General features: G+C 43.0%; 20 protein-coding genes. 14 read left to right on the top strand and 6 right to left on the bottom strand.

Annotation, left to right across the window (positions count from 1 at the left end; all coding sequences use genetic code 11):
• Positions 1-14 precede the first annotated feature (14 nt).
• The 13 genes from Bovatus_RS07155 (at position 15) to Bovatus_RS07095 (ending at position 17,528) form a co-directional block, all read left to right on the top strand.
• Complete coding sequence (locus tag Bovatus_RS07155; protein WP_004304085.1) at positions 15-1,568, top strand: RagB/SusD family nutrient uptake outer membrane protein; 1,554 nt, start codon at positions 15-17, stop codon at positions 1,566-1,568.
• A 34-nt stretch (positions 1,569-1,602) separates the two neighbouring features.
• Positions 1,603-3,021 (top strand): DUF5121 domain-containing protein, encoded by a 1,419-nt coding sequence (locus tag Bovatus_RS07150; protein WP_004297100.1) that lies wholly within the window; start codon positions 1,603-1,605, stop codon positions 3,019-3,021.
• A 31-nt stretch (positions 3,022-3,052) separates the two neighbouring features.
• The gene (locus Bovatus_RS07145; RefSeq protein WP_004297099.1) at positions 3,053-5,620 is read left to right on the top strand and encodes a beta-mannosidase; all 2,568 of its coding nucleotides are present in this window, start codon (positions 3,053-3,055) and stop codon (positions 5,618-5,620) included.
• Positions 5,621-5,665: 45 nt separating this feature from the next.
• A complete protein-coding gene (locus tag Bovatus_RS07140; RefSeq protein WP_004297098.1) occupies positions 5,666-7,759 on the top strand; it encodes a hypothetical protein in 2,094 nt (697 codons plus the stop codon).
• 73 nt (positions 7,760-7,832) lie between these two features.
• On the top strand, positions 7,833-8,789 hold the full coding sequence (locus tag Bovatus_RS07135; protein WP_004297097.1) for a hypothetical protein: 957 nt from the start codon (positions 7,833-7,835) through the stop codon (positions 8,787-8,789).
• 72 nt (positions 8,790-8,861) lie between these two features.
• Positions 8,862-9,176, top strand: coding sequence for a hypothetical protein (locus Bovatus_RS25815; RefSeq protein ID WP_004297096.1), 315 nt, complete (start codon positions 8,862-8,864; stop codon positions 9,174-9,176).
• 87 nt (positions 9,177-9,263) lie between these two features.
• The gene (locus Bovatus_RS07125) at positions 9,264-11,423 is read left to right on the top strand and encodes a TonB-dependent receptor (protein ID WP_004297095.1); all 2,160 of its coding nucleotides are present in this window, start codon (positions 9,264-9,266) and stop codon (positions 11,421-11,423) included.
• Positions 11,420-11,911: a DUF4625 domain-containing protein gene (locus tag Bovatus_RS07120; RefSeq protein ID WP_004297094.1), complete on the top strand. Its 492-nt coding sequence runs from the start codon at positions 11,420-11,422 to the stop codon at positions 11,909-11,911. Before Bovatus_RS07125 ends, Bovatus_RS07120 begins: the two co-directional genes overlap by 4 nt.
• A 162-nt stretch (positions 11,912-12,073) precedes the next feature.
• Positions 12,074-12,673 (top strand): cytochrome c nitrite reductase small subunit, encoded by a 600-nt coding sequence (gene nrfH, locus Bovatus_RS07115; RefSeq protein WP_004297093.1) that lies wholly within the window; start codon positions 12,074-12,076, stop codon positions 12,671-12,673.
• Positions 12,674-12,712: 39 nt separating this feature from the next.
• On the top strand, positions 12,713-14,194 hold the full coding sequence (gene nrfA / locus Bovatus_RS07110) for an ammonia-forming cytochrome c nitrite reductase (RefSeq protein WP_004297092.1): 1,482 nt from the start codon (positions 12,713-12,715) through the stop codon (positions 14,192-14,194).
• Between the two features lie 12 nt (positions 14,195-14,206).
• On the top strand, positions 14,207-15,430 hold the full coding sequence (locus Bovatus_RS07105) for a cytochrome c biogenesis protein ResB (protein WP_004297091.1): 1,224 nt from the start codon (positions 14,207-14,209) through the stop codon (positions 15,428-15,430).
• Positions 15,427-16,218 carry a cytochrome c biogenesis protein gene (locus Bovatus_RS07100; protein ID WP_004297090.1) on the top strand — a complete coding sequence of 264 codons (792 nt, stop codon included), beginning with the start codon at positions 15,427-15,429 and terminating at the stop codon, positions 16,216-16,218. Before Bovatus_RS07105 ends, Bovatus_RS07100 begins: the two co-directional genes overlap by 4 nt.
• 29 nt (positions 16,219-16,247) lie before the next feature.
• Entirely contained in the window at positions 16,248-17,528 is a 1,281-nt protein-coding gene (locus tag Bovatus_RS07095; protein ID WP_004297089.1) for an alginate export family protein, read from the top strand.
• A gap of 66 nt (positions 17,529-17,594) precedes the next feature.
• Here Bovatus_RS07095 and Bovatus_RS07090 read toward each other — a convergent pair whose 3' ends face one another.
• The 6 genes from Bovatus_RS07090 to Bovatus_RS07065 all read right to left on the bottom strand — a co-directional run bounded on the left by Bovatus_RS07090 (position 17,595) and on the right by Bovatus_RS07065 (position 23,548).
• Positions 17,595-18,356 carry an NADPH-dependent oxidoreductase gene (locus tag Bovatus_RS07090; RefSeq protein ID WP_004297088.1) on the bottom strand — a complete coding sequence of 254 codons (762 nt, stop codon included), beginning with the start codon at positions 18,354-18,356 and terminating at the stop codon, positions 17,595-17,597.
• Positions 18,357-18,396: 40 nt separating this feature from the next.
• Positions 18,397-19,236, bottom strand: a complete 840-nt coding sequence (locus Bovatus_RS07085) for an aldo/keto reductase (protein ID WP_004297087.1) — start codon at positions 19,234-19,236, stop codon at positions 18,397-18,399.
• Entirely contained in the window at positions 19,233-20,426 is a 1,194-nt protein-coding gene (locus tag Bovatus_RS07080) for an MFS transporter (protein WP_004297086.1), read from the bottom strand. The genes Bovatus_RS07085 and Bovatus_RS07080 overlap by 4 nt, the downstream gene beginning before the upstream one ends.
• Positions 20,427-20,435: 9 nt before the next feature.
• The gene (locus Bovatus_RS07075; RefSeq protein ID WP_004321299.1) at positions 20,436-21,509 is read right to left on the bottom strand and encodes an alpha/beta hydrolase; all 1,074 of its coding nucleotides are present in this window, start codon (positions 21,507-21,509) and stop codon (positions 20,436-20,438) included.
• 376 nt (positions 21,510-21,885) lie between these two features.
• Positions 21,886-22,722, bottom strand: a complete 837-nt coding sequence (locus tag Bovatus_RS07070) for an AraC family transcriptional regulator (protein ID WP_004304056.1) — start codon at positions 22,720-22,722, stop codon at positions 21,886-21,888.
• Between the two features lie 136 nt (positions 22,723-22,858).
• Entirely contained in the window at positions 22,859-23,548 is a 690-nt protein-coding gene (locus Bovatus_RS07065; protein WP_004304055.1) for a Crp/Fnr family transcriptional regulator, read from the bottom strand.
• A 194-nt stretch (positions 23,549-23,742) separates the two neighbouring features.
• On the opposite strand from Bovatus_RS07065, the gene Bovatus_RS07060 reads away from it, so the two are divergent.
• Positions 23,743-24,282 carry a flavodoxin family protein gene (locus Bovatus_RS07060; RefSeq protein WP_004297080.1) on the top strand — a complete coding sequence of 180 codons (540 nt, stop codon included), beginning with the start codon at positions 23,743-23,745 and terminating at the stop codon, positions 24,280-24,282.
• Positions 24,283-24,385 lie beyond the last annotated feature (103 nt).

Below are 24,385 nucleotides of genomic sequence, written 5' to 3'. Positions count from 1 at the left end.
AATCTAAAAAAGACATGAAACAGATATATTCTATATTTATATCCGCAGCTTTGCTGCTCAATGTAGGGCTGACCTCCTGTGATAGTTTCCTGACAGAAACACCGCAGGGAGAACTGACCGAAGCCAATGCTTTTACTTCCATAAAAGATGCGGAAGCACTGATTATCAGTTGCTATGACGGAATACAGAAGGGGCATGAAGAATATTATATGTGGTATTATATGATTCTTGCAGACTGTTTTGCGGATAATGCATACAGTGGTGGTGATGATGTGGATATCAATAATGTGTTCTTACGCGACCTGACTCCCCGTAATGCGGTTGTTATGAAATCATGGAAGTCGCTTTACGGAAGTATTATGCGTTGTAACGTAGCTTTGAAATATATACCTCAAATTAATGATCCGTTGTTGGACGCGGAAGCTTTTACCGGAGTGAGTAAACGTGAAGAAATGCTTGGAGAAGCTTCTTTCTTGCGGGCGTTGCATTATTTTAATTTAGTAAAGACCTGGGGATGTGTGCCTGTTGTGACTACTACGGGAAGCACTGCTCCGGCTGATGTGCAAGTGCCTCGTGCCGATTCGGAAGAGGAAGTTTATGCACGTATCATTGAAGATTTGGAATTTGCGTTGACCCGTTTACCGGACAAGCGTGCTACGGAAGCTGAAACCAGAGGATTTGCCAGTAAAGGGGCGGTTAACGCTTTGTTTGCAAAAGTGTATGCAACGAAAGGTGCACCCGGCAATGTAGAATGGGATAAGGTGAAGACCTATTCGGAAGCAGTGATGAATTCGCCGGTATACCGATTGGTGGATACGTATGACCATCTGTTTGACGATGAACATCGTAATAATAGTGAGACGATTCTGGCTGTACAGTATATCGCCAACAGTACGGAAAATAATTACGTACCTGTTCTTCTATTGCCTCCTTCCATGACAGAGCAGAATTGGCGTAAATATCTGACACCTTCCCAAAGTTTGCTGAAAGCTTTTGATGATGAAGGAGATCAGGTTCGTAAAAACTCTACGGTCATCTTTGAGGACATTAACAATATTTGGTTCGACCAGTATTATGCGCAACTGAAGAATGGACAATGGGAAACCCGCACATTGCCTTTCCCTTACAAGTGCAGGGCAAAGAATCGGGTAGGATGGGATTGCGGAGACTTGATCTATATTTTCCGTCTGGCTGATATTGTTTTGTTGCATGCAGAAGCAGTCAATGCTTTGTCCGGTCCGGCAACTGCAATAGCGGAACCCAATCTGCAAAAGATTCGTACCCGTATCGGACTTCAGGAATTGAATGCCAGTTCAAGAGAAGAACTGACCCGGCTCCTTTTGAAAGAAAGACGCTTGGAACTGGCTTACGAAGGAGAGCGATTCTTTGATTTGAAACGTTATGGAATTGCTCAAAGCACCCTGTCAAGTCTGACGTGGTCGGAAATTGTGGATGGAGAACAAACGACTGTTACGGGTAAATTCCCCGCACACATGTTGCTGATGCCTATTCCGCAGGAAGAAAGGGATCGTAATCCGAACCTAACTCAAAATCCGGGGTATAATTAATCCTCTTCCTTTATTAATCTTTAAATGAAGAAATATGAAAACGAATTTATATAAGCTTGTTTCATTCTATATATTTATCGGGTTACTGGCTGTTTCTTGCCAGAATCAGGATGAAATGTTTTTCGATCCGTCTGCCGAAGCACCTGTCATTGGAAAGTTATCCTTGAATCAGGAACAGTTGCAATATGGTGGGTCGGTAAAATTAAACGTGGAGGTGACGGATGCAGATGCCTTGTCGCACGTAGAAATACGCTTGGTTGCCAATCAGGCGGTGCTTTATTCCAAAACTCTTCCGGGAAATAATCAAAAGACATTGAAAGTGGAAGAAGAAATCGAAGTGCCGTTCGGACGTTTGTGTGGCGAGCAACTTGCTTCTCTGGAGGTTGTGGCTACAAATAAAAATGTGAAAACAGCAGAACAATCTTACGAGATTCCATTGGAAAGGCCGGATTTTGCACAATTATATGTAGTGGTTGGTGAAACAGGGGAAGAAATTGTGCTGCAAAGGGATGAAAGTAATCCGTTAACTCCTTATTTATATAAGGCTACTGTAGACTTGCCGAATAATACAAATGTGTTTATATATAGCGAGCCGGAAAAGAAAGGAATGGTATGGGGATTTGATGCCAGTACGAATACTTGCGAGTTGGCTTCGTCGCGTCCGGTTTCCCTTTGTGATTCACAGAGTACGGAAGAGAAAGTGAGAGAGGTGGTATTCGATGCTTTTTCTTTTGAGATTTCACCTCTGAAAAAGGAAATGACGGTAAATGATGTTGTCTTCATGCTGTATAAGAAGAATGCGTCGGATAATGATTTTGTAAGCAATACACTTCGTGCCCAGAATGTTTCTTTGACAAACGGTGAAGAAGTGAGGACAGAATTGATTGATCTCAATGTGTTGAAGTTTGATCCGGATTTCTTTAAACTGGAAGGAGATAAGTTGATGTATATCGGGCAGACAGGTAATGTGACGTTATATATGAATACGATGTTCAACTTTGTTTTTGTAGAGAGTGCGGAAAATCCGTTAACTACTAATGTTTCCTATCCGGAAGTTTTGTTTGTGAATGGTTGGGGAATCGGTCGCCCGGAATTGTGGAACTATAATCCGGATTGGGATTTTAATAATGCGGTTATTTTCCGTAAAGTATCGGAAGATGCTACCCAAACAGTTTACTCGCAGACTGTCATTGTCAGTAAATGGGTTCAATTCAAATTCTATAATCAAAAAGACTGGGGAGGTGAGTTCTCTTGTCCGAATATAACGTTTGAAGATGACAACTTTAAAGCCGTAGAAGAAAGCGGTAAACCGGGAAATTATAATATATCACCTTCGTTGGGCGATGATACGAGTTATAAATCAGCGGTTGCCAAGATTACATTTATTGTTCCGAAATCGGGAAATACAACTCATTTCCGGAGTACTATTCTGGTAGAGAGTGACCTGGATTGAGTAATCACTTATCATTAAACTAATTTGTATTATGCATAAAAAGATTCAATATATATTATTGCTTATGTTATTTACCTGTTTGATACCTGTTACGGCGAAAAACAAAAGCCGGATCAGTCTGAATGATGAATGGCAGTTCAAGCAATCTATATCTCAAAATTGGCTCCCGGCACAAGTGCCCGGAGCCGTACATACCGATTTGATGAATAATCGTATGATAAAGGACCCGTTTTACGGAGTGAATGAGAAATCCCTGCAATGGATTGGAGAAAAGGATTGGGAATATAAAAAGACTTTCATAGTAGATGAGGCTCTGCTTCAAGCGCCCAATGTACAGCTAGTTTTTGCCGGACTTGATACGTATGCCGATATTTATATCAATGATTATCTAGTGATGAAGTGTGACAATATGTTTCGTACATGGACTTTGAATCCTCTTCCTTATTTGAAGAAAGGGGAGAATACTATCCGCATCTATTTCCATTCTATATTTAAGGTGGATATGCCTAAGTACCTGGCGTCTCCTTTCCAGTTGCAGGCATGGCCTAATAATGATCAGTCGGATATTATGTTAAGCCTTTATGCCCGCAAAGCCGGATATAATTATGGATGGGACTGGGGCCCTCGTTTGATTACTACCGGTATCTGGAGAGATGTTTATCTGGAATACTGGGATGATATCCATATCGATGGAACTCAAATTATTACCCGGAAACTGGAGTCGGGAAAAGCGAAGATGGAGGCTGTTTGTACGGTGATGAGTGATGAGGATACGAAGGCAACGTTTACAGTGGAATATGATAAGAAAGAGGCTGTTCGTAAACAAGTAGCATTAACTAAAGGGATGAACACGGTACGGGTAGACTTCGAAGTGAAGAATCCTGAATTATGGTGGACTAACGGATTAGGCAATCCCCGGATGTATGATTTCGATATTGTATTGGATAAAGAAGGACGTAAGGTGACAGACCGTGTAAAGACGGGTATCCGTACATTGGAAATAGTTCGTGAAAAAGATGAACAGGGGCAGTCAATGTTTGTGAAGCTGAATGGAAAAGCGGTCTTTATGAAAGGAGCCAATTATATTCCTTTGGATAATTTTCCGAACAGGGTGCCTGAAAGTTGGTACGAATATATCATCAAGTCGGCAGCTGATGTGAATATGAATATGTTGCGTATTTGGGGTGGAGGTATTTATGAGATGGATGCGTTTTATGAAATGTGTGACAAATACGGTATTCTTGTCTGGCAGGATATGATGTTTGCCTGTGGCATGTTCCCCGCTGACGAGCATTATTTGAATAGCGTGGCCGAGGAAGTGAAGGATAATGTAAAACGCTTGCGTAATCATCCTTGCATTGCACTCTGGAACGGAAACAATGAAAATGAGATTTCATATTTCGGATGGGGATGGAAAGATCGTTATACGCCCGAAGAAGACAGAATTTATCAGAGTAATCTGCATAAACTCTTTTATGACGTAATTCCGGAAGCGATACAGGCTGTGGATGAAACGAGGTATTATCACCCGACATCTCCTGTGACCGGCTATAATAATATAGATTATAATATGGGAGATGTACACTTCTGGTCTGTCTGGAAAGGAGGATGGCTTGAAGAGTACACGGAAGCTAAAAACATAGGTCGCTTTATGAGTGAGTATGGTTTTCAGTCTTATCCGGAGATGCGCACCATCCGTCGTTTTGCAAGTGAACATGATTTGCGTTTGGATTCGGAAGTTATGTTGTCTCATCAGCGTGCCCGCAATGACCAGACTCGTGATCCGAATTTCGGGAATAATATGATGAAGATGTATATGGAGAAATATTTTAAAGTTCCCGATGATTTTAGTGCATTTGTTTATATGAGCCAGTATTTGCAGGCGGAGGCGGTGAAGATTGGAATTGAAGCTCATCGTCGTGCAAAACCCTACTGTATGGGAACACTTTATTGGCAGATTAATGATTGTTGGCCGGTAGCTTCGTGGTCAAGTATTGATTATTGTGGCAGATGGAAGGCTTTACAGTATTATGCCCGCGATGCATATGACGAGGTATTGGTTTCTCCTTATGCTTCCGGAAAACAAGTCGTATTCAAGGCCATTTCCGATCGTTTGCAAAAGATGAAAGGAGAGTTGGAGATAACGACTCTGACTTTGGAGGGACAGACGGTGTTCTCAAAGAAAGTTTCATTTGATTTGGGTGCTAATGGGTGTGAAGATGTGGCTTCGATAACAACTACGGAACTTTATGGAGGTAAGAAAGAGAACGAAGTTTTCATTTATGTGACGTTGAATGAAAATGGTAAAACTGTTTCTTCGAACATCCATTATCCGGTCTACTCCAATCAGTATACTTATTCAAAGGTGGCTCCTATTATAACGGTGGAGAAGACCAATGAAGGAGTCAATTTACGGCTTCGTTCTTCTGCACTGATTAGAGGGCTTTATCTTTATGTAGATGACGATGAAAGTTTCTTTGAGCAGAATTACGTAACGCTGATACCGGGAAAAGAGGAAGTGGTTCAGGTGAAGACTCATCTTTCAGCGGCGGCTTTTGAGAAGCAATTGAAATATCTCTCGGTAAATCAAGTCAATTGATTGTGAAATGTATATCTCAATCGGACCTATTAATACATAATAAAAATGAAGAAGATAATGAATAATATATTGGCAGCTTGTCTGCTTTCCAGCCTGATAGCTTGCACTTTGGATGATCCCTATATGCCGGTTAATCCAGAAGAAAAACCGGCTCCTCCTGTGGTTACGGAGTATCAGCCTGTCGCTTTAACGATAGGGGCTAATGGTCGTTTTGATGTTTCCGGTTCCTCTGTAAAAATAGGGTTAAACGGGAAGAATTCTACTTATGGTGTTTGTCTACCACAGATTGCGCAGGGACATTTTATTGCGGAGGTAACAGCTGATAAAACAACTAACTTTGGCTTGGCTATTGTCCGGGAGAAGAACGGGAAACCGGATTTCAATAATTATACTTCGGTGAGTGTGTGTACAGAATCCGGTGTGTCGACCGTACGGGTATTGGATCGTCAGGACGGAATAGATAACGTTTTGGATAATACGAAGAAGATAAATAAAAATGATTATTCTTTCCGTTATTCCATACCTCTCAATAATAGCTATTTTTCTGTTCCTTTTACAGCTTCTACAGGTAAGGCACGTATCATCAGGAATAAGATATCCGGTTTCTTTCATTTTTATGTGAGTGTTGGAAAAGAAATTGATGGGAAATTTCATGAGAACTGGATTGAACTTGCTCAATCGAAAGATTGGGGAGGACAGGGACAGAACTATTTTATTTGTCCGATAGTCAGGAATGGTAATGAAAACTCGACAGAAGTCAACTTTTCAGATATTCGTTTTGAAGAGTTTTCGGCTGAAGATGTCGTGGAGTCCTCTCCGGAATTTGATGTAAAACAGCGTAATTTTACATGGGCTGGCTTTCCGGGGGATGCGACGGTAATCAGTTTCAATCCGAAACATTGCCCGGCTGCTGCACAAAACAGACAATTTGTTTTCTGGTCGGAGGCAAACTTTGTACCTGCTTGGCACATGAATAACGAATTGCTTTATTGTTATGAGTTTGCTGAAACATGGTCGGATTTGAGTAAAGGATGCTTCGAGCCAATGTCGGATCGTTTGTTGGCGCATGCGAAAGTGGATATCATAGAGAATAATAAAGTAAGGAAAGTGGTTAAGTACCATTATGCGTTGGTAAATCCGGATTATAAGGCTCCTTATCCTGACGGGATATATCCGGAAGTAGACGAGTATTATACTTTCTATGCTGACGGAGTAGGCGTGAGACGCATCGAGTATATTCAGAAACAGGCGGGACAGGCTTATTATCGCTATCATGAGTTGAGTGAGCCCATGGTTATTTCCGGCAGTTCATCCATTCCGTCAGATCATGTGAAACAACCGGCTTTTAGTATTTCTAATCTTTCAGGCAACCGGTATGATCTTTATCCGGCTAAACCATTTGATGAAGTCAACCAGAATGTGAAAAACTGGAAAGAGCAAATCTATACTGCTCATTTAAATAATGCTCCTGATGCTTTTTCTGTTTTCTCTTATACTCCTGAACGTCCGGAAGTCTCTCCGTTGCCGATTGAGAATGACTTGACCTGGCATGATATAAATTATCAGATGTCTCATTGGCCGGTAGATAAACAACCCTATTTAAATGCCCGTTATGGGGATTATGATAAGTCAACGGCTACCTGGCCGTCACAGGTCTCTCATTCTTCATTGATTGGCGTGGAGGCTAAAGGGGACGTTTCCTGGAATACTGCTTATCAGATTAATTCGGATGGAAATAAATATAGAGTATATTTGATGCTGTTGGGTATCAATCAACCTGATGCGGCTTCTGATATAGATGCGTATACAAGAGGATGGCTGTATATGGGAAGCCCGACGAATCTGAACGGAGTTTCTTATAATCCAGATGTAACAGGGTATTCCAAACGGGAGATGGTTTTGATGAAAACGACAGGTACAGGAAGTTGTCAGTTTACTTGTAACCCTACCGGCGCAGTGAAGAATCCTGTATTTAGAATTGATAATTGGACCGGAAGCGGAAATGTAACGGTCAAGGTTGGTGGAAAGACGTTGGTGTCTGATAGTGACTATTTGAGTGATAAAGTAGGAGGAAGCCTCGTAATCTGGCTTAATAAAACAATATCTTCTACATTCTCTGTCGAAATTATTCCGGTATAAAATGATCCTTTGGAGAGGACTTCTCAAATCCTCTCCAAAGGAATTTAAATAAATCAAGAGAGGTTGGCCTTTTATGAAATATATACTATTCATTCTTTTGTTTTTTCTCTGTTTATCCTGTTCACATCGTCCGGTTCAGGAGGTTGATACAGTTTCTTACAGAGGGTGGGAGAACTGCCTTAAGCTATCTAACAGGGCTGTTTCCGTAATTGTTAATCCGACGTATGGCGGACAAATTCTATATTTCGGCTTAGAGAGTCGTGGAGATAATATATTGTGGAGTGATTCTGTTATCAACGGTTGGACTGTAGAGAACTATATACGAACAAGACGAAGTCCTGATGCCGGTAGATTTGATATCGGTAATGAACGTAGAACGGAGAATATCCATGATTCAATTTGGGCAGGACCTTATCAAACCTTTATTGAGGAAGATAAATTGCGCTTGGTCAGCCATCCCTCACAGGCGATGGGTATTCAGGTGGAGCGGATTTACTTTTTGGAAGAGAACCAGCCGGTTCTGCATATTAAACAGCGAATGTCTAATATTTCAAATGGGGAGGTTGAATATTGTTTCTGGACACGTACATTACTGCCTGCCGGTGGGATTTACTATTGTGAAGCGATGCCAAATTCACAATATCCATTGGGATTTAGTGAGATTTCATTGTCAGCAGATACATTAATTCCCTCTCATCATCTGCAGGAACGTATTCATGTAGAGAATCATTATTTTACCGCATTTCCCGGAGGAGACGAACAAAAGAAATATGGGATAAATACTACAAACGGTATGTATTTCTATCAGTTCAGTGATTATTTGTATATCAAACAAAATAAGTATGTTCCACAGGGGAAATATGATAATAATTTGCAGGTGTGTTTTCCTAACATGATTTATTTTAATGATGAATTTTTGGAAATGGAACCGAACAGTCCTATGGTTAAACTAAAGCCGGGAGAGGCTTATGAATATGAAGAGATTTGGACATTAAGGGAGGTGAACTCTATTACTGATAACACATATTAAGATGTATAACTTGCTGATTATTTTTCATACTGTTATATTTGTCCCGCTATTCTATTAATCAATAGAGGGAGAATGTATCAAAAGAAAAATATAAGGGTATATATAGCATGGATGTTATTCATGACATTCATTCCCTTCTTTGTAGTGAAGACCTTTCACTATCATGGAAGTGAGGATGAAAAGTCGTGTTCCCATGCAAAGCATTCTCACCAATCATCTGATGATTGTGCGATCTGCCAATACTCCCTTTCTTTCTTTACTGAACCTCAACCGATAGAATTTCATTGCACACTGACGCTCGTGCCCTACGAGCCGATTATTTACCAGGATAAGGTTGTTTGCAAACGAACTTATTCGCATCATTTACGCGGGCCTCCGGTCGCATGATTACATACTCATATTTTCAATGGAGATAGATTGGCTTTCAATCTATCCTTACATTCATTTTACACATTAAATAAAAGATTGTAATTGATGCGTATCGGAATTATTTCGGGCGTAATAGGGCTATTTGTAACCTTATCCGTCCATGCACAGAAATCCGATTCAATCAAGAGCATGCTTTTGCCTGATGTTGTGGTAACCGAAACGTACCAGCAACGTCAAGCGAAAAAGTCTGCCCTTACGGTTGATGTAGCCGATCAGGATTTTTTGCGCAAACATTTTACAGGAAACTTCATGCAGGCGATGGAGAATATTCCCGGAGTACAGGCAATGGATATTGGTTCGGGCTTCTCCAAACCGATGATTCGCGGAATGGGATTCAACCGGATTGCTGTATTGGAAAACGGAATCAAACAGGAAGGACAACAATGGGGAGCCGATCACGGACTAGAACTGGATGCTTTCAATATCGGAGCAGTCAATGTATTGAAAGGACCCTCCTCACTGCTCTATGGCAGTGATGCAATGGGAGGAGTGATTGATGTTGTTCCGTCGGCTGTTCCTGCTGATAATCGTGTATTCGGAGATGTCACACTGCTGGGTAAATCAGTCAATGGAACCATCGGAGGATCACTGATGCTGGGAATCAGGAAGAATGCCTGGTACTCCCATATTCGTTATTCGGAACAACATTTCGGTGACTATCGTATTCCGACGGATTCTATTGTCTACCTGACACAAAGAATTCCCATATATGGGCGTAAACTCAAGAATACAGCAGGCATTGAACGCAATATCGGACTTTTTACCCAATATCAACGAAGAGCCTATAAAGCGAATTATGCTGTGAGTAATGTATATCAAAAGACGGGATTCTTTCCGGGGGCACATGGCATACCCGATGCGTCACGTGTGGAAGATGATGGAGACAGCCGTAATATTGAATTGCCATTCAGTAAAGTGAATCACCTGAAAGTGACCACCCACCAGCAATATGCATGGGAGAAACTGATCTTGTCAGGCGATTTAGGTTTCCAGAACAATCACCGTGAAGAGTGGAGTGCTTTCCATACTCACTATGGTTCGCAACCCGCACCGGAGAAAGACCCCGACAAGGAACTTGCTTTTAATCTGAACACTTTCAGTGCTTCGGTGAAAGCTCGTTTTATTGGTTCTTCTTCGTGGGAACATATATTGGGGTGGGATGGACAACATCAACGGAACGACATTTCCGGCTATTCGTTTTTACTGCCTGAATATCGCCGTTTCACTACCGGAATGCTTTGGCTTACGACATACAGACCCAACAATGTGTTTTCAGTCAGCGGAGGAGTGCGATATGACTACGGATATATGAATATCTCTTCGCATGAAGATACTTACCTTGCCGATTATCTTCGGAAACAGGGCTATGATCCGGAACAGATAGACTTCTACAAGTGGAACAGTCACTCTGTGAATAAGCACTACGGTGATTATTCTCTTTCTCTGGGATTGGTATGGACTCCCTCCGACAAACATCTGGTAAAGGTGAATATCGGGCGTAGTTTCCGCCTGCCCGGTGCGAATGAGTTGGCTGCCAACGGTGTACATCACGGCACTTTCCGCCATGAACAGGGAGATGCAAACCTAAAGTCCGAACAAGGCTGGCAACTGGACGCTTCTTATCATCTGAAGTACCGGGGAATTTCTTTCTCCGTCTCTCCATTTGTCAGTTGGTTCAGCAATTACATCTTTCTGCGTCCTACCGGAGAGTGGTCTGTATTGCCTCATGCCGGACAAATCTATCGCTATACCGGAGCAGAAGCGCTATTTGCAGGAACTGAAGCTACCGTAGATGTTGATTTTCTGCGCAACTTCAATTATCGGATTTCCGCTGAATACGTTTACACCTATAATTGTGATGAACATATTCCATTGAGTTTCTCGCCACCTCCTGTTATGCGCAATACATTAACCTGGCAAAAGAATCGGTATATGTTGTATGCAGAATGGCAGAGCATTGCCCGGCAAAATAGAGTGGACCGTAACGAAGACCGTACAGCCGGAGCAAATCTCTTTCATCTGGGTGGTTCATTGAATATTCCGATAGGTGGAAACAATGAGATTGAAATAACCCTGACCGCCCGGAATATATTCGATACCCGATATTACAATCATCTTAGTTTTTACAGGAAAGTTGAAATCCCCGAACCGGGACGTAACTTCCAGATATTAATCAAAGTTCCATTTAAAAAATTACTGAAATGAAAAATAAATTTTATCTCCCAATGATTAGCCTTTTGGCAACAGTTACTTTCATGTTTTCCTCTTGTGATAATGATGACTCCAGTGATACGACCAAACCTCTGATTGAACTTCACGAACCGGAAGAAGGTCAGGCTTTGGAGATAGGAAACGAACATGGGGTTCATTTTGAAATGGATTTGTCGGATGATGTCATGCTGAAATCCTATAAGATTGAAATTCATAGTAATTTCGACCACCATTCACACGGAGGTAATAGCAGGGCTGCACAGGAAACAGTAGATTTTAGTTTCAACAGATCCTACGATGTGTCCGGACAGAAAACCGCCCATATTCATCATCACGATATTGTAATACCGGCCAATGCTACTGCAGGAGATTATCATTTGATGGTTTATTGCACGGATGCCGCAGGTAACGAATCTTATATCGCACGCAATATCAAATTAAGTAATGAGGTGGAAGACGAAGGCCATCACCATGATGAATAAGACAATACATAGAGAAAGAATGAGGTGAGGTCAAAAAGGGACGTTTGACACATTCCCATTCTGTTTTTTTACGTAATGAGTATTTTTTCTTTCGAAAGGTGTAATAGATATTACACCTTTTTTGTTTCCAATCCTTTACTTTTGTGAAAAATACTTTTTCGTATGATGAAGTTTCCAATAATAAATCGACTCTTTCCTTCTTATAAATGGAAGGTAGCGGCTGTCATCATTGGCGGTGTTATTGTGGGTGGAGGAGCACTGTTTATGTATATGCTCCGGGCGCATACCTATCTTGGAGATGACCCGGCTGCATGCGTGAATTGTCACATCATGACTCCTTACTATGCAACCTGGTTCCATAGTTCACATGCCCGGAATGCCACCTGCAATGATTGTCATGTGCCGCATGAAAATGCTGTGAAGAAATGGACCTTTAAAGGTATGGACGGTATGAAGCACGTGGCTGCATTTCTTACCAAAAGCGAGCCGCAGGTCATTCAGGCTCATGAAGCCAGTTCCGAAGTGATTATGAATAATTGCATCCGCTGTCATACACAACTCAATACAGAATTTGTGAAGACGGGGAAGATTGATTATATGATGTCACAGGTAGGAGAGGGGAAGGCTTGCTGGGATTGCCATCGTGATGTTCCTCATGGTGGAAAGAATTCCCTGTCCGGTACTCCGGGAGCGATTGTTCCTCTTCCGGAATCGCCTGTTCCCGAATGGCTCCGGAAGATGGTGAATCAGAAAGATAAATAAGAAATGAAATACGTAATAAAATAATAAAACCGATATACAATGGAAAAGAAATTAAAATCATGGCAAGGATGGCTGTTGTTCGGAGGTTCAATGGTCGTTGTATTTGTTTTGGGATTATGCGTTTCTGCGTTGATGGAACGGAGGGCGGAAGTTGCCAGCATTTTCAATAACCGTAAAAACGTTATCAAAGGGATTGAAGCACGAAATGAACTGTTTAAGAATGACTTTCCCCGTGAATACCAGACTTGGACGGAGACTGCAAAGACTGACTTTGAGAGTGAATTTAATGGAAATATTGCTGTAGATGCTTTGGAAAAACGTCCTGAAATGGTGATTCTATGGGCGGGATATGCTTTCTCAAAAGATTATTCCACTCCACGGGGACACATGCATGCCATTGAGGATATTACGGCATCTTTGCGTACCGGTTCGCCCATGAGCCCGACTGAAGGTCCTCAACCGTCTACCTGCTGGACTTGTAAGAGTCCGGATGTTCCCCGTATGATGGAGGCATTGGGTGTCGATTCTTTCTATAACAATAAATGGGGGGCTATGGGCGCCGAAATTGTGAATCCTATCGGATGCTCCGATTGTCATGATCCCGAAACAATGAATCTTCATATCAGTCGTCCCGCTTTGATAGAGGCTTTCCAACGTCAGGGTAAAGACATCACTAAAGCTACTCCGCAGGAGATGCGTTCATTGGTATGTGCACAATGTCATGTGGAATATTATTTCAAAGGGGATGGTAAGTATCTGACTTTCCCCTGGGACAAAGGTTTTACGGTAGAAGATATGGAGGCTTATTATGATGAGGCCGGTTTCTATGATTATATTCATAAATTGAGCCGTACTCCGATTCTGAAAGCGCAGCATCCTGACTATGAGATTTGTCAGATGGGTATCCACGGACAGAGAGGGGTTTCTTGTGCCGATTGTCACATGCCGTATAAGAGTGAAGGTGGTGTGAAATTCAGTGATCACCATATCCAAAGCCCGTTGGCTATGATTGACCGCACCTGTCAGGTTTGTCACCGCGAAAGTGAAGAGACTTTACGTAATAATGTGTACGAACGCCAACGTAAAGCGAATGAAATCCGTAACCGTCTGGAACAGGAATTGGCAAAAGCACATATCGAAGCTAAATTTGCCTGGGACAAGGGTGCTACAGAAACACAGATGAAAGATGTGCTCGCACTGATTCGTCAGGCACAATGGCGTTGGGATTTCGGAGTAGCTTCACACGGAGGTTCTTTCCACGCACCGCAGGAAATTCAGAGAATTCTTTCTCATGGATTGGATCGTGCCATGCAAGCCCGTCTGGCTGTATCCAAAGTATTGGCAAAGAATGGATATACGGGAGATGTTCCGATGCCGGACATTTCAACAAAGGCAAAAGCACAGGAATATATCGGCTTGGATATGGATGCTGAAAGAGCGGCTAAGGAGAAATTCCTGAAAACAACTGTTCCGGCATGGTTGGAGAAAGCGAAAGAAAACGGCCGTCTGGCACAGAAATAAGAGAATTTATATATGTGGAGCTATAAAGAAGGGCTGGTGATTGGCGCAGGATTACTGGTGATAGGGCTATTGCTGCAAATGACAGTGGGAGCCATACATTGGGACCTGTTTGCCTGTCCGGTCAATGTGATTGTGTTAGTGGTTTATATCATTGCTTTGGTAGCCATGCACCTTCTTCGCAAACGTGTCTATTTATTCGGATGGTTGAGTCATTATTCCGCTGCTGTCTCGTCTCTATTGTGGGTGGTCGGCATGACGGTAGTGATGGGACTGATCCGGCAGGCTCCTTCCGGTCATGCTCCGGCTGATCTGCTGGGATTTTCGCAGATGATTTCTTCCTGGCCTTTTGTCCTGCTCTACTTTTGGATGGTCACCGCCTTGGGGCTGACAATCCTTCGCACCGGTTTCTCTTTGAAGATCAGCAGGATTTCTTTCCTACTGAATCATATCGGATTGTTTATTGCACTGATAACAGCCACTTTGGGAAATGCCGATATGCAAAGGTTGAAAATGACAACCCGGATGGGAAGTGCCGAATGGCGGGCTACGGATGATAAAGGTCAACTGATTGAACTTCCGCTGGCTATCGAACTGAAGGATTTCACTATCGACGAATATCCTCCGAAACTGATGTTGATTGATAATGAAACCGGCCGTACGCTTCCCGAAAAATCTCCTGTACATGTATTGTTGGAAGAGGGAGTGACAAATGGCAGCTTGCAGGACTGGCAGCTAACTATTGAGCAATCTATTCCGATGGCTGCTTCTGTGGCTACCGAAGATACTTTGAAGTTTACTGAATTTCATTCGATGGGAGCGACTTATGCTGTCTATCTGAAAGCAGTCAATCAGAAGAATCAAACAACCAAAGAGGGATGGGTAAGTTGCGGTAGTTTTCTTTTTCCCTATAAGGCAATCCGGCTGGATTCTTTAACCAGTATTGTAATGCCGGAACGGGAACCGCAGCGATTTGTATCGGAAGTGAAGATTTACACACAAGAAGGAACGATCACGGGAGGAACCATTGAAGTGAACCGCCCGATGGAGATAGAAGGTTGGAAAATTTATCAACTTAGTTACGATGAAACAAAGGGACGATGGAGCGATATCAGTGTCTTCGAGTTGGTTCGCGATCCGTGGTTGCCGGTTGTTTACACAGGAATAATAATGATGATGGCAGGAGCCATCTGTCTGTTTGTCAGCGCACAAAAGAGGAAAGAGGAGGACAAAGCATGAGTTGGGAATACTTTATACTATTTGCAATAGCCGCACTGGTTTGTTGGGCTTTGGGAGCTTTTGCTGCCTGGAAAGGTACAAAAACGGGATGGGCTTATGGATTTACTTTCTTAGGTCTGGCTATTTTCTTCAGTTTCATTATCGGAATGTGGATTTCATTAGAACGTCCTCCGATGCGGACAATGGGAGAGACACGGCTGTGGTATTCTTTCTTCCTTCCGTTGGCGGGATTGATAACCTATGCACGCTGGAAGTATAAATGGATTTTAAGTTTCAGTTGTATCCTTTCATTGGTCTTTATTTGTATCAATATCTTCAAACCGGAGATTCATAATAAGACGTTAATGCCTGCTTTGCAAAGCCCGTGGTTTGCCCCTCATGTCATTGTGTATATGTTTGCTTATGCTATGTTGGGAGCGGCGACGGTGATGGCCGTCTATCTGCTTTGGTTCAAAAAGAAGGAGATTGAACGGAAAGAAATGGATTTGTGTGACAACCTCACCTATGTAGGTCTGGCATTTATGACATTAGGTATGCTTACCGGAGCTATCTGGGCAAAAGAAGCCTGGGGACATTACTGGGCTTGGGACCCGAAAGAGACTTGGGCGGCAGCTACCTGGTTCGCTTATCTGGTGTATATCCATTTCAGATTGGGCAAGCCATTGAAGGCACGTCCTGCGTTGATTATTCTGTTAGTATCATTTGTCCTGTTGCAAATGTGCTGGTATGGAATCAATTACCTTCCGGCCGCGCAAGGAGTCAGTGTGCATACTTATAATTTAAATTGAAATATCGAATCACTTAAACTTCAATATCAATGAAAACACTTTATTGGTCATTCTTGCTTATGCTATTGCCAAGCATGGCATATACACAAAACACGGAGAAAGAGAATGAATTTACGATGTCTATGCAAATCAGACCTCGTGCGGAGTATCGGAATGGTGCATTGACTCCACGGGATGAAGGGGTAGCTCCTACATCTTTCATCAATAACCGTGCACGCCTCTCGATGGATTATAAACGTTCGGATCTGGAACTAAAGATGTCGGCACAGCATGTCGGTGTTTGGGGACAAGACCCGCAGATTGAGAAGAATGGGCGTTTTATGTTGAATGAGGCTTGGGCGAAACTGAACTTTGGTGAAGGGTTCTTTGCTCAACTGGGACGTCAGTCATTGATTTATGATGATGAACGTATTTTGGGAGGACTGGATTGGAATGTAGCGGGCCGTTACCACGATGCATTGAAGCTGGGATATGCCAACAAAAATAATGAAGTCCATCTGATTCTTGCTTTTAACCAGAATAATGACAATAGAACAAGTGGAGGTACTTACTATGATTCTTCTACCGGACAGCCTTATAAGAATATGCAAACCGTCTGGTATCATTATAAAGCGGATAATGTTCCGTTCGGAGCTTCTTTATTGTTTATGAATCTGGGATTGGAAACGGGTGATAAAGCCACGGATGATTCTCATACCCGCTATTTACAAACAATGGGTACTTACCTCACTTATAAGAATAGTAACTGGAATCTGGATGGTGCTTTCTACTATCAGATGGGTAAGAATAAAGCTGCGGAGAAAGTTTCAGCTTTGATGGGTAGCATACAAGCCGCCTATACGTTTAATCAGACATGGGGAGCCGTGGCTAGTTTTGATTATTTAAGCGGTGATAAAGGAAATGGCGGTAAGTATAAGGCTTTTGATCCTCTTTATGGGACCCATCATAAATTCTATGGAGCAATGGATTATTTTTATGCTTCTACATTTGCAAACGGTTATGCACCGGGATTGATGGATGCTCGTATCGGAGGTCGTTTCCGTCTATCTGGCAAGGTAGATATGGAACTTAATTACCATTATTTTAGTACAGCAGTTAAAGTTCAGGATTTAAAGAAATCATTAGGTTCGGAAGTTGATTATCAGATTAACTGGTCGATCATGAAAGATGTGAAACTCTCTGCCGGATATTCTTTTATGCGTGGTACGAAGACGATGGACGCTGTGAAAACCGGCAATCATAAAAGCTGGCAGGATTGGGGATGGGTATCGTTGAATATCAATCCGAAAGTATTTTTCACTAAATGGTAGAGAAATAAACAGAATGATGAGAATCCCGGTTGACTTATGTTGACCGGGATTTTAGGACTTTGATCTCTATACCGAATATCTGCTTTTAGCCGAGGTAAATCCCTGTTGACTTAAGGCATCCGCAACTCCTTTGTAATGAAACGGATGTCGGTAGAAATCAGCTGCCAGGTCTGTCCAGTTGCCTACACGATTATTCCATGGACGTTCTTTAAGATAATGGGCGTAGATAACGTCATATTCAGCGAGTTTATCTTTTAAATCAGTCTTATATGTCTCTTCGAAAAAGACAGCCTGTTGTGGAAAACGAGGCTTTAATCCCGGTTCTTCTGCGGGGTAGCCGATACATAATCCCAACATAGGAAAGACATATTCCGGAAGTTGCAATTCATGGACAATTTCCAGCGCATTTTTACGTACATCTCCAATAGGGACTGTTCCCAATCCCAATGATTCGGCAGCCACGACAGCCGCTTCGAGAGCGATACCGACTTCATGAGCTCCCACGAGCAATGTGTCAATGTCCTGCATTACTTCATCGAGCGTTTGCTCTTTCTTATGGCAGGCAAGAGCCACCCTATGGTAATCAGTACAGAACACGAGGAATACGGGAGCTTCGGCAATGTGTACCTGATTTCCGCATAATTCGGCTAAACGTCTTCTATGGTCGGTATTCTTTACTGCAATTATGGAAACGAGTTGCAGGTTTACCCAGTTCGGTGCGGCTTGTACGGCACGGATGATGGAGTTTAAATCTTCATCACTTACCGTTCTGTCGGTGTATGAACGGATGGAACGATGTGCCAGCATACTATCTATGACTTTATTCATTTTTCTTATTATAGTTCATAATTTATAGCATTTCATGTTATTACCAACCTGCCAATGGTATTTTCCGTGCCGGTGCGGGAAACGCGGTATCCAAATCATGCAAATCTTCCTCTGTCAGATGAATGGAAAGGCTTCGGAAATTATCTTCCACATGGGTTACATTACCGGCTTTGGGTATGGCAATGATACCGGGCTGACGCATCGTCCACGACAATGCGATTTGTGCAGGCGATACATCGTGTCGCCGGGCGATTTCCACCAATGTAGGGTGGCGCAGAAGTCGTCCTTCTCCGATCGGCGAATAGGCCATAAGCGGCATTCTACGGGCAGCGCACCACGGCATGAGGTCGAACTCTATGCCCCGGTCGCCGAGGTTATAGAGTACCTGATCGGTGGCGCAGCCGCTTCCACCGGACAGTGAAACAATACGTTCCATGTCGGCTGTGTCCATATTACTGACACCCCATAAACGGATTTTTCCCTCTTGTTGCAATTCGGTCATCGCCCGAACGGTTTCTTCATAAGGATGGCGTCCTTTCCAGTGCAACAGGTAGAGGTCGATATACTCCGTTCCGAGCTTCAGCAAACTTCGTTCACAGGCGAGTTTCGTTCCACGATAGCTTGCATTACTCGGTAAAACTTTGCTCACGAGAAGCACTTTCTCTCTACAGTCGCGGACAGCTTCGCCTACCAGTTCCTCGTTGTCGTACATCTCGGCAGTATCGACAAGGTTCATTCCCAGCTCGATGCCATGTTGTAATGCCCGTATTTCTTCATGCCGCCGTGCGGCGGATTGTCCCATTTTCCATGTGCCTTGTCCCAACGGACAAACAGTTTGTCCATTCGGGAAAGTGATTATTGGTCGTTCTGTTTTCTTCATATTGTCACTGCCATTATGTGTTTATTGCGGCTCATTAAGCTATTCCTGATAATAATGCTTGCCACTCCGACAAGCAGGAATGCCACAGCTCCCAACGGAGATGATTGTGTTCCCCATACGGTTATGAACATGCCACATATTGCCGCTCCCAACGCTGTTCCGAGATTTGCGGCGGTCAGGAACAATCCGTTGGCAAAATCGGGTGCTTCGGTTGCCGACGTAGATACCATGAATTGATTCCCGTTATTTGCAATACCTGCGAATATTCCCAATATCAGAATGACGATTGACGTTGGTATGGTCAGTTTCCCTAGTCCGTAAAGTACGAGATAAAGTATCGCCATGATGGCAGGTACGTATTTCAACGTGGCGAAAGGACGTTGTGCCAACAACTTTCCGGCTGCGATATTTCCGACGATATTTGCCATGCCGTAAACAAACAGCAGAAGGCTGATTACCTTGAAGGAGACATCTGTAACCGTTATCAGGTAATCGGACAAGTAGCTGTAAAATCCGAACATGGCTGCATTCATCAGTAATGCCGCAAGGAAGGAGTTCCACAATACGGGCTTTCTCAATACGCTGAGTTGTGTGCCATACGATAACCGTTCCTTAACGGGCATGGACGGTATGAGGAAAATAGTGGCGAGCAGTACAAATGCATTGACAACGGTAAAAAATACCATTGCTGCAGAGAATGAAAATTCACTGGCGATGTAGCTCGTCACGGGCACTCCGAGCACCATTCCTGCCGATACTCCGGCAAAGATTTTGGAAACGGCTTTCGGAGCATCCTCCCGACTAACGGAAGAGGCTGCGGTTGAGAAAGCGATGGATACATAGAGCGGATGAAAGAATGCCGGAATCGCACGGGTTATCAACAGTACGGTAAAGTTCGTCGTGAAGACCGAAACGAGGTTGGAAATCACGAACACGGACAAGGCGAGCACCATGACCGTTTTACGGTTTACCCGTGAAAAAAGTAACGGTACGACGGGAGCAGAGAAGGCAATGATCAGCGCAAAGAGGCTGACCGTCCAACCCGCATCCGGCACCGTAACACCGAAGGTTTCGGCAATGATAGGGATGATGCCCACTACTCCCATTTCAGTATTCAATATTCCGAATACTCCGAGTGTGAGGATGAACATCAACAAGTGGTTATGCTTATTTTTAGTTGATATACTCATGTTTTTATTTTATTTGAGGTTTGACTTGAAAAATGCTTCCAGTTTGTCAAACGGAATCTTCCGGTCGTAAAGGTCGGTGTGGTTGGCTCCGGGAACGATTAGTAACTCCTTGTTGTTGCCCTTGAGGCGTTTGAAGGCATCCTCGCTGAAATAACGCGAATGGGCATTTTCGCCGTGAATGAGCAATACAGCATTGTCAATCTCGTGGATATAGGTTAACAATGGCATATTGATGAACGAAAGAGCCATCGTGGGGTTCCATGCACCATTAGAATTGATGGCACGGGCGTGAAAAGCACGTTCAGTCTTGTAATAATCGAAGTAGTCTTTGACGAATTGCGGCTCGTCGCCCTTGATGCTAGTGGGCAGACCGGGCGTACCGGGAGTGGCCGTGCCGTTCTGTGCATCACGGGTCCGGATAGCATTCATCGCCTCGCGTTTGTTGCGGCGTACTTCGGCACTGTCCTCGGCATCGAAATAGCCGTTGGCATTCACGCGGCTCATATCGTACATTGTAGAAGCTACTGTTGCTTTGATGCGCGTGTCCATTGCCGCGGCATTCAGTCCCATACCACCGAATCCGCAGATGCCGATGATACCGATGCGTTTGGCATCTACATTGGGGTGTGCAATCAGGAAATCCACTGCCGCGCTAAAATCTTCGGTGTTGATGTCGGGCGATGCCACATTACGGGGTTCGCCACCGCTCTCGCCCGTATAAGAGGGGTCGAACGCAAGGGTGAGGAATCCGCGTTCGGCCATTGTCTGCGCATAAAGTCCCGATGACTGTTCCTTCACAGCCCCGAAAGGGCCGCTAACGGCAATGGCAGGGAGTTTACTTTCGATATTCTTGGGTTCGTACAAGTCGGCGGCAAGTGTGATGCCATAGCGGTTTTTGAAAGTTACTTTACGATGATTAACCTTGTCGCTCTGTGGGAACTTTTTGTCCCATTCCTGTGTAAGATTCAATGTGTCCATATGATTACTTGTCTTTTGATTTGTAATACCGTTCGTGCAGCCGGTAAGCAACCCCATACTTAACAAGGCTGCGATAGCTGCGGATTTAAAATTCGCTGTTCTCATCATTCTATTATTTAAATGGTTATTGTTCTATTTCATATTGCAAAGGTACGGCTATAAAATAAGCGGCACATTATTGTCGGGCTCAAAAGGAGTTACTCAAAAGCTCAACTATCTATTTTCTTAAAAGCTCCATGCAAATGGCAGGAAAAGTAGTTCTGAATTTATGATAATCAAGTTTGGCGGTGGACAATATGGCATCAGCATACACATTGCTATGAAGATTGTATACTCTATATTTTCCGGTAAATTATCAGGGCTGCCCTTACCGTAAGGTTACTGTAAGGAACAAGCTGTAAGTTGATATTTAAGCCTCACTGCGATGTCGCAGTGAGGCTTAAATAATTTAATTAAAAAACTCAATATATTTTGCTCCGATTTACACGAATGTGGCGGTCGGCGGCATACCGTACTGTTTTTTGAAGGCGGTTGAGAAGTGAGACGGGTTCTTGAAACCGACTTCGGCATAAACATCCACGACCTTTTTGCCGCCCTCTTTCATCAGGGCGTAAGCTACTTCGAGTCGTTTACGGATAAGCCATTTTTCGGGAGTGAGGTCGCTGATTTTCTTGAAATCCCGTTTGAATGTGGCAAGGCTGCGTCCCGTGTAGTGTGCCATCTCTTCCATCGTGAGCTCGTACATGTAGTTCTCGTTCATAAATTCCAGAATATCTATTTTCCACGGTTCATTGAAGTCGAAAAGCGTCGGCGCGAACTTTTTGTCGATATGTAATAATGCGAGCAGACCTTCCTGCAATTTCAGTTGCATCAGGTCATCCGCAGGTTTCACCTTCGGATCGAAGTAGGGCGTCATCGAAGCGAACAGACTGGCGAGTTCGGCCGTTTTCGGAAGTTTTATCACTCCGGAATTGAGTTTCGCGGTATTGGTCGGTACTTTACGTTGTTCCAACTTACCGTACATTTCACGTAAGAAACGACGTGTGAACATCAGGAAGATACCGCAGTAGCGTTCACCATCTTTCGTCTTCTTGTACATCGTAATGTGATGGTCGCGCGGTATGAAGACGCATTCGCCTTTTCCGACATGAATTTGCTCATTGCCATTGTCGAGAATCATCTCACCCGAATAGACGTAATTGATGGCATATTCGCGGGAGCGATGTACGCAGCCGCTGAGGTCATCATAGAAGAAGCTGTAGAATACATCGTTGTAATTGAAGATAAGCTTCATTTGCCCTAATTGTTCATCTGTCATATTTTTTTGCTTTTCTTTCTGATTGCAAATATAGCAAAAACAGTTTTATTTCTCTTCGGCTCATTTATATATTTAACTTGTTTTCGATATAAGAGCCAAATTATTCCTTAGTTTCAACCCTGCCCCTGTTTCTTTATTATATGAATTTCTCTAAAGCGGCCTTATTCAAAATTTCCACCCGTTTCCCTTCCATAGTGATAAGCCCTTCCTTGATAATCTTATTAATTTCTTTCGATAAGGCGGGACGTGATACATTCAGGTATTCGGCAAGTTGGGATTGCGTATGTGTAATCTCCACTATCAGGGAATCTTTCTTCTTGTGCTCGAACAGATAAACGATAAATCTTTCCCGGACAGTCTTGCGGGAGAGTGGTTTCAGACGTGATACGGTACAGATATTGCAATTGCCTGCAATGCAGAGAAAATTGTGCAATACTTGCGGGTCCTGGCTGATAACTTTAAAGGTAGAATCCTTTGTTGCCATAAGTATCACACTGTCCTCAAGGGCAGTGAAAGTAGCCGGCAATGTGTTGTCCGAGCTAAAAAGATGTGGAGTGGCAAAAGTGCGTGGCGCAATGATATATTCAATCATCACTTCATTTCCCAGTCCGTCGATAATATCCGTGCGCAATTTCCCTTCCAACAACACATACAGTTTGTTGCAAGGCGTTCCCTGCGTAACAACTATCTCTTTCTTGTTTGCTATATAGACTACGAAATCTAGTTTCTCCAATAGGGATTCTTTAATGTTTAAGGGCAAATTCCGGAAAAGGGGGATTTGAAACAGCTTTTCTTTATGTGTGTCGGTCAGTTGTATTTTTTTCATTGTATCATGTTGTTCGTATTGTGGACAAAGATATAAATTAAATATTGGTAGAAAAAATCTTTTGTTATGTTTGAATCTGTAATCTGGGTATATTTCTCTGTAATTTATATACATTCGCTATGTTATAAATTGTCTATTTTTGCAGAGTGAACAGACTGATTAATTCTGAAAGATAAAAGTAATAAAAGAAAGTTATGGCTAAAAAAGTTTTGATAATTTCGTCCAGTCCACGTAAAGGTGGTAATTCGGATTTGCTTTGTGATGAATTTATGAAAGGTGCTATCGAGGCGGGCAATGAAGTAGAGAAGATTTTTCTGAAAGACAAAACGGTTCATCCTTGTACGGGATGTAGTGTTTGCAGTATGTACGGTAAACCTTGTCCGCAGAAGGATGATGCAGCGGAAATTGTAGAAAAGATGATTGCTGCAGATGTGATTGTAATGGCAACCCCGGTCTATTTTTACACCATGTGCGGGCAGATGAAGATAATGATTGACCGCTGTTGCGCACGTTATACTGAAATAACTAATAAGGAATTTTATTTCATTATTGCGGCAGCAGAAAACGATAAAGCAATGATGGAGCGTACTATCGACGGCTTCCGTGGCTTCCTCGATTGCTTGGAAGGACCACAGGAAAAAGGGACGGTCTATGGAATCGGTGCATGGAAAGTAGGAGAGATTAAAGATACTCCCTACATGCAGGAAGCATATAATATGGGAAAGATGGTGTAACTGTTTGTTTTCCATATTAAAGATATTCATAAAGAATATGATAAATGGATTTGTTCGAATATTTGAGATATAGTTTTGAACTTAACTTTTAAAACCTGACGGG

Origin of the sequence: Bacteroides ovatus, assembly GCF_001314995.1 — a bacterium.
GTDB classification, from domain to species: domain Bacteria; phylum Bacteroidota; class Bacteroidia; order Bacteroidales; family Bacteroidaceae; genus Bacteroides; species Bacteroides ovatus.
This window is presented reverse-complemented; position numbering and strand designations above follow the sequence as displayed.

What these genes read in the sequence shown, in the direction of transcription:
- Bovatus_RS07155 (WP_004304085.1), top strand. Translation starts at nt 15, where the DNA reads ATGAAACAGATATATTCTATATTTATATCCGCAGCTTTGCTGCTCAAT.
- Bovatus_RS07150 (WP_004297100.1), top strand. Translation starts at nt 1,603, where the DNA reads ATGAAAACGAATTTATATAAGCTTGTTTCATTCTATATATTTATCGGG.
- Bovatus_RS07145 (WP_004297099.1), top strand. Translation starts at nt 3,053, where the DNA reads ATGCATAAAAAGATTCAATATATATTATTGCTTATGTTATTTACCTGT.
- Bovatus_RS07140 (WP_004297098.1), top strand. Translation starts at nt 5,666, where the DNA reads ATGAAGAAGATAATGAATAATATATTGGCAGCTTGTCTGCTTTCCAGC.
- Bovatus_RS07135 (WP_004297097.1), top strand. Translation starts at nt 7,833, where the DNA reads ATGAAATATATACTATTCATTCTTTTGTTTTTTCTCTGTTTATCCTGT.
- Bovatus_RS25815 (WP_004297096.1), top strand. Translation starts at nt 8,862, where the DNA reads ATGTATCAAAAGAAAAATATAAGGGTATATATAGCATGGATGTTATTC.
- Bovatus_RS07125 (WP_004297095.1), top strand. Translation starts at nt 9,264, where the DNA reads ATGCGTATCGGAATTATTTCGGGCGTAATAGGGCTATTTGTAACCTTA.
- Bovatus_RS07120 (WP_004297094.1), top strand. Translation starts at nt 11,420, where the DNA reads ATGAAAAATAAATTTTATCTCCCAATGATTAGCCTTTTGGCAACAGTT.
- nrfH (WP_004297093.1), top strand. Translation starts at nt 12,074, where the DNA reads ATGATGAAGTTTCCAATAATAAATCGACTCTTTCCTTCTTATAAATGG.
- nrfA (WP_004297092.1), top strand. Translation starts at nt 12,713, where the DNA reads ATGGAAAAGAAATTAAAATCATGGCAAGGATGGCTGTTGTTCGGAGGT.
- Bovatus_RS07105 (WP_004297091.1), top strand. Translation starts at nt 14,207, where the DNA reads ATGTGGAGCTATAAAGAAGGGCTGGTGATTGGCGCAGGATTACTGGTG.
- Bovatus_RS07100 (WP_004297090.1), top strand. Translation starts at nt 15,427, where the DNA reads ATGAGTTGGGAATACTTTATACTATTTGCAATAGCCGCACTGGTTTGT.
- Bovatus_RS07095 (WP_004297089.1), top strand. Translation starts at nt 16,248, where the DNA reads ATGAAAACACTTTATTGGTCATTCTTGCTTATGCTATTGCCAAGCATG.
- Bovatus_RS07090 (WP_004297088.1), bottom strand. Translation starts at nt 18,356, where the DNA reads ATGAATAAAGTCATAGATAGTATGCTGGCACATCGTTCCATCCGTTCA.
- Bovatus_RS07085 (WP_004297087.1), bottom strand. Translation starts at nt 19,236, where the DNA reads ATGAAGAAAACAGAACGACCAATAATCACTTTCCCGAATGGACAAACT.
- Bovatus_RS07080 (WP_004297086.1), bottom strand. Translation starts at nt 20,426, where the DNA reads ATGAGTATATCAACTAAAAATAAGCATAACCACTTGTTGATGTTCATC.
- Bovatus_RS07075 (WP_004321299.1), bottom strand. Translation starts at nt 21,509, where the DNA reads ATGAGAACAGCGAATTTTAAATCCGCAGCTATCGCAGCCTTGTTAAGT.
- Bovatus_RS07070 (WP_004304056.1), bottom strand. Translation starts at nt 22,722, where the DNA reads ATGACAGATGAACAATTAGGGCAAATGAAGCTTATCTTCAATTACAAC.
- Bovatus_RS07065 (WP_004304055.1), bottom strand. Translation starts at nt 23,548, where the DNA reads ATGAAAAAAATACAACTGACCGACACACATAAAGAAAAGCTGTTTCAA.
- Bovatus_RS07060 (WP_004297080.1), top strand. Translation starts at nt 23,743, where the DNA reads ATGGCTAAAAAAGTTTTGATAATTTCGTCCAGTCCACGTAAAGGTGGT.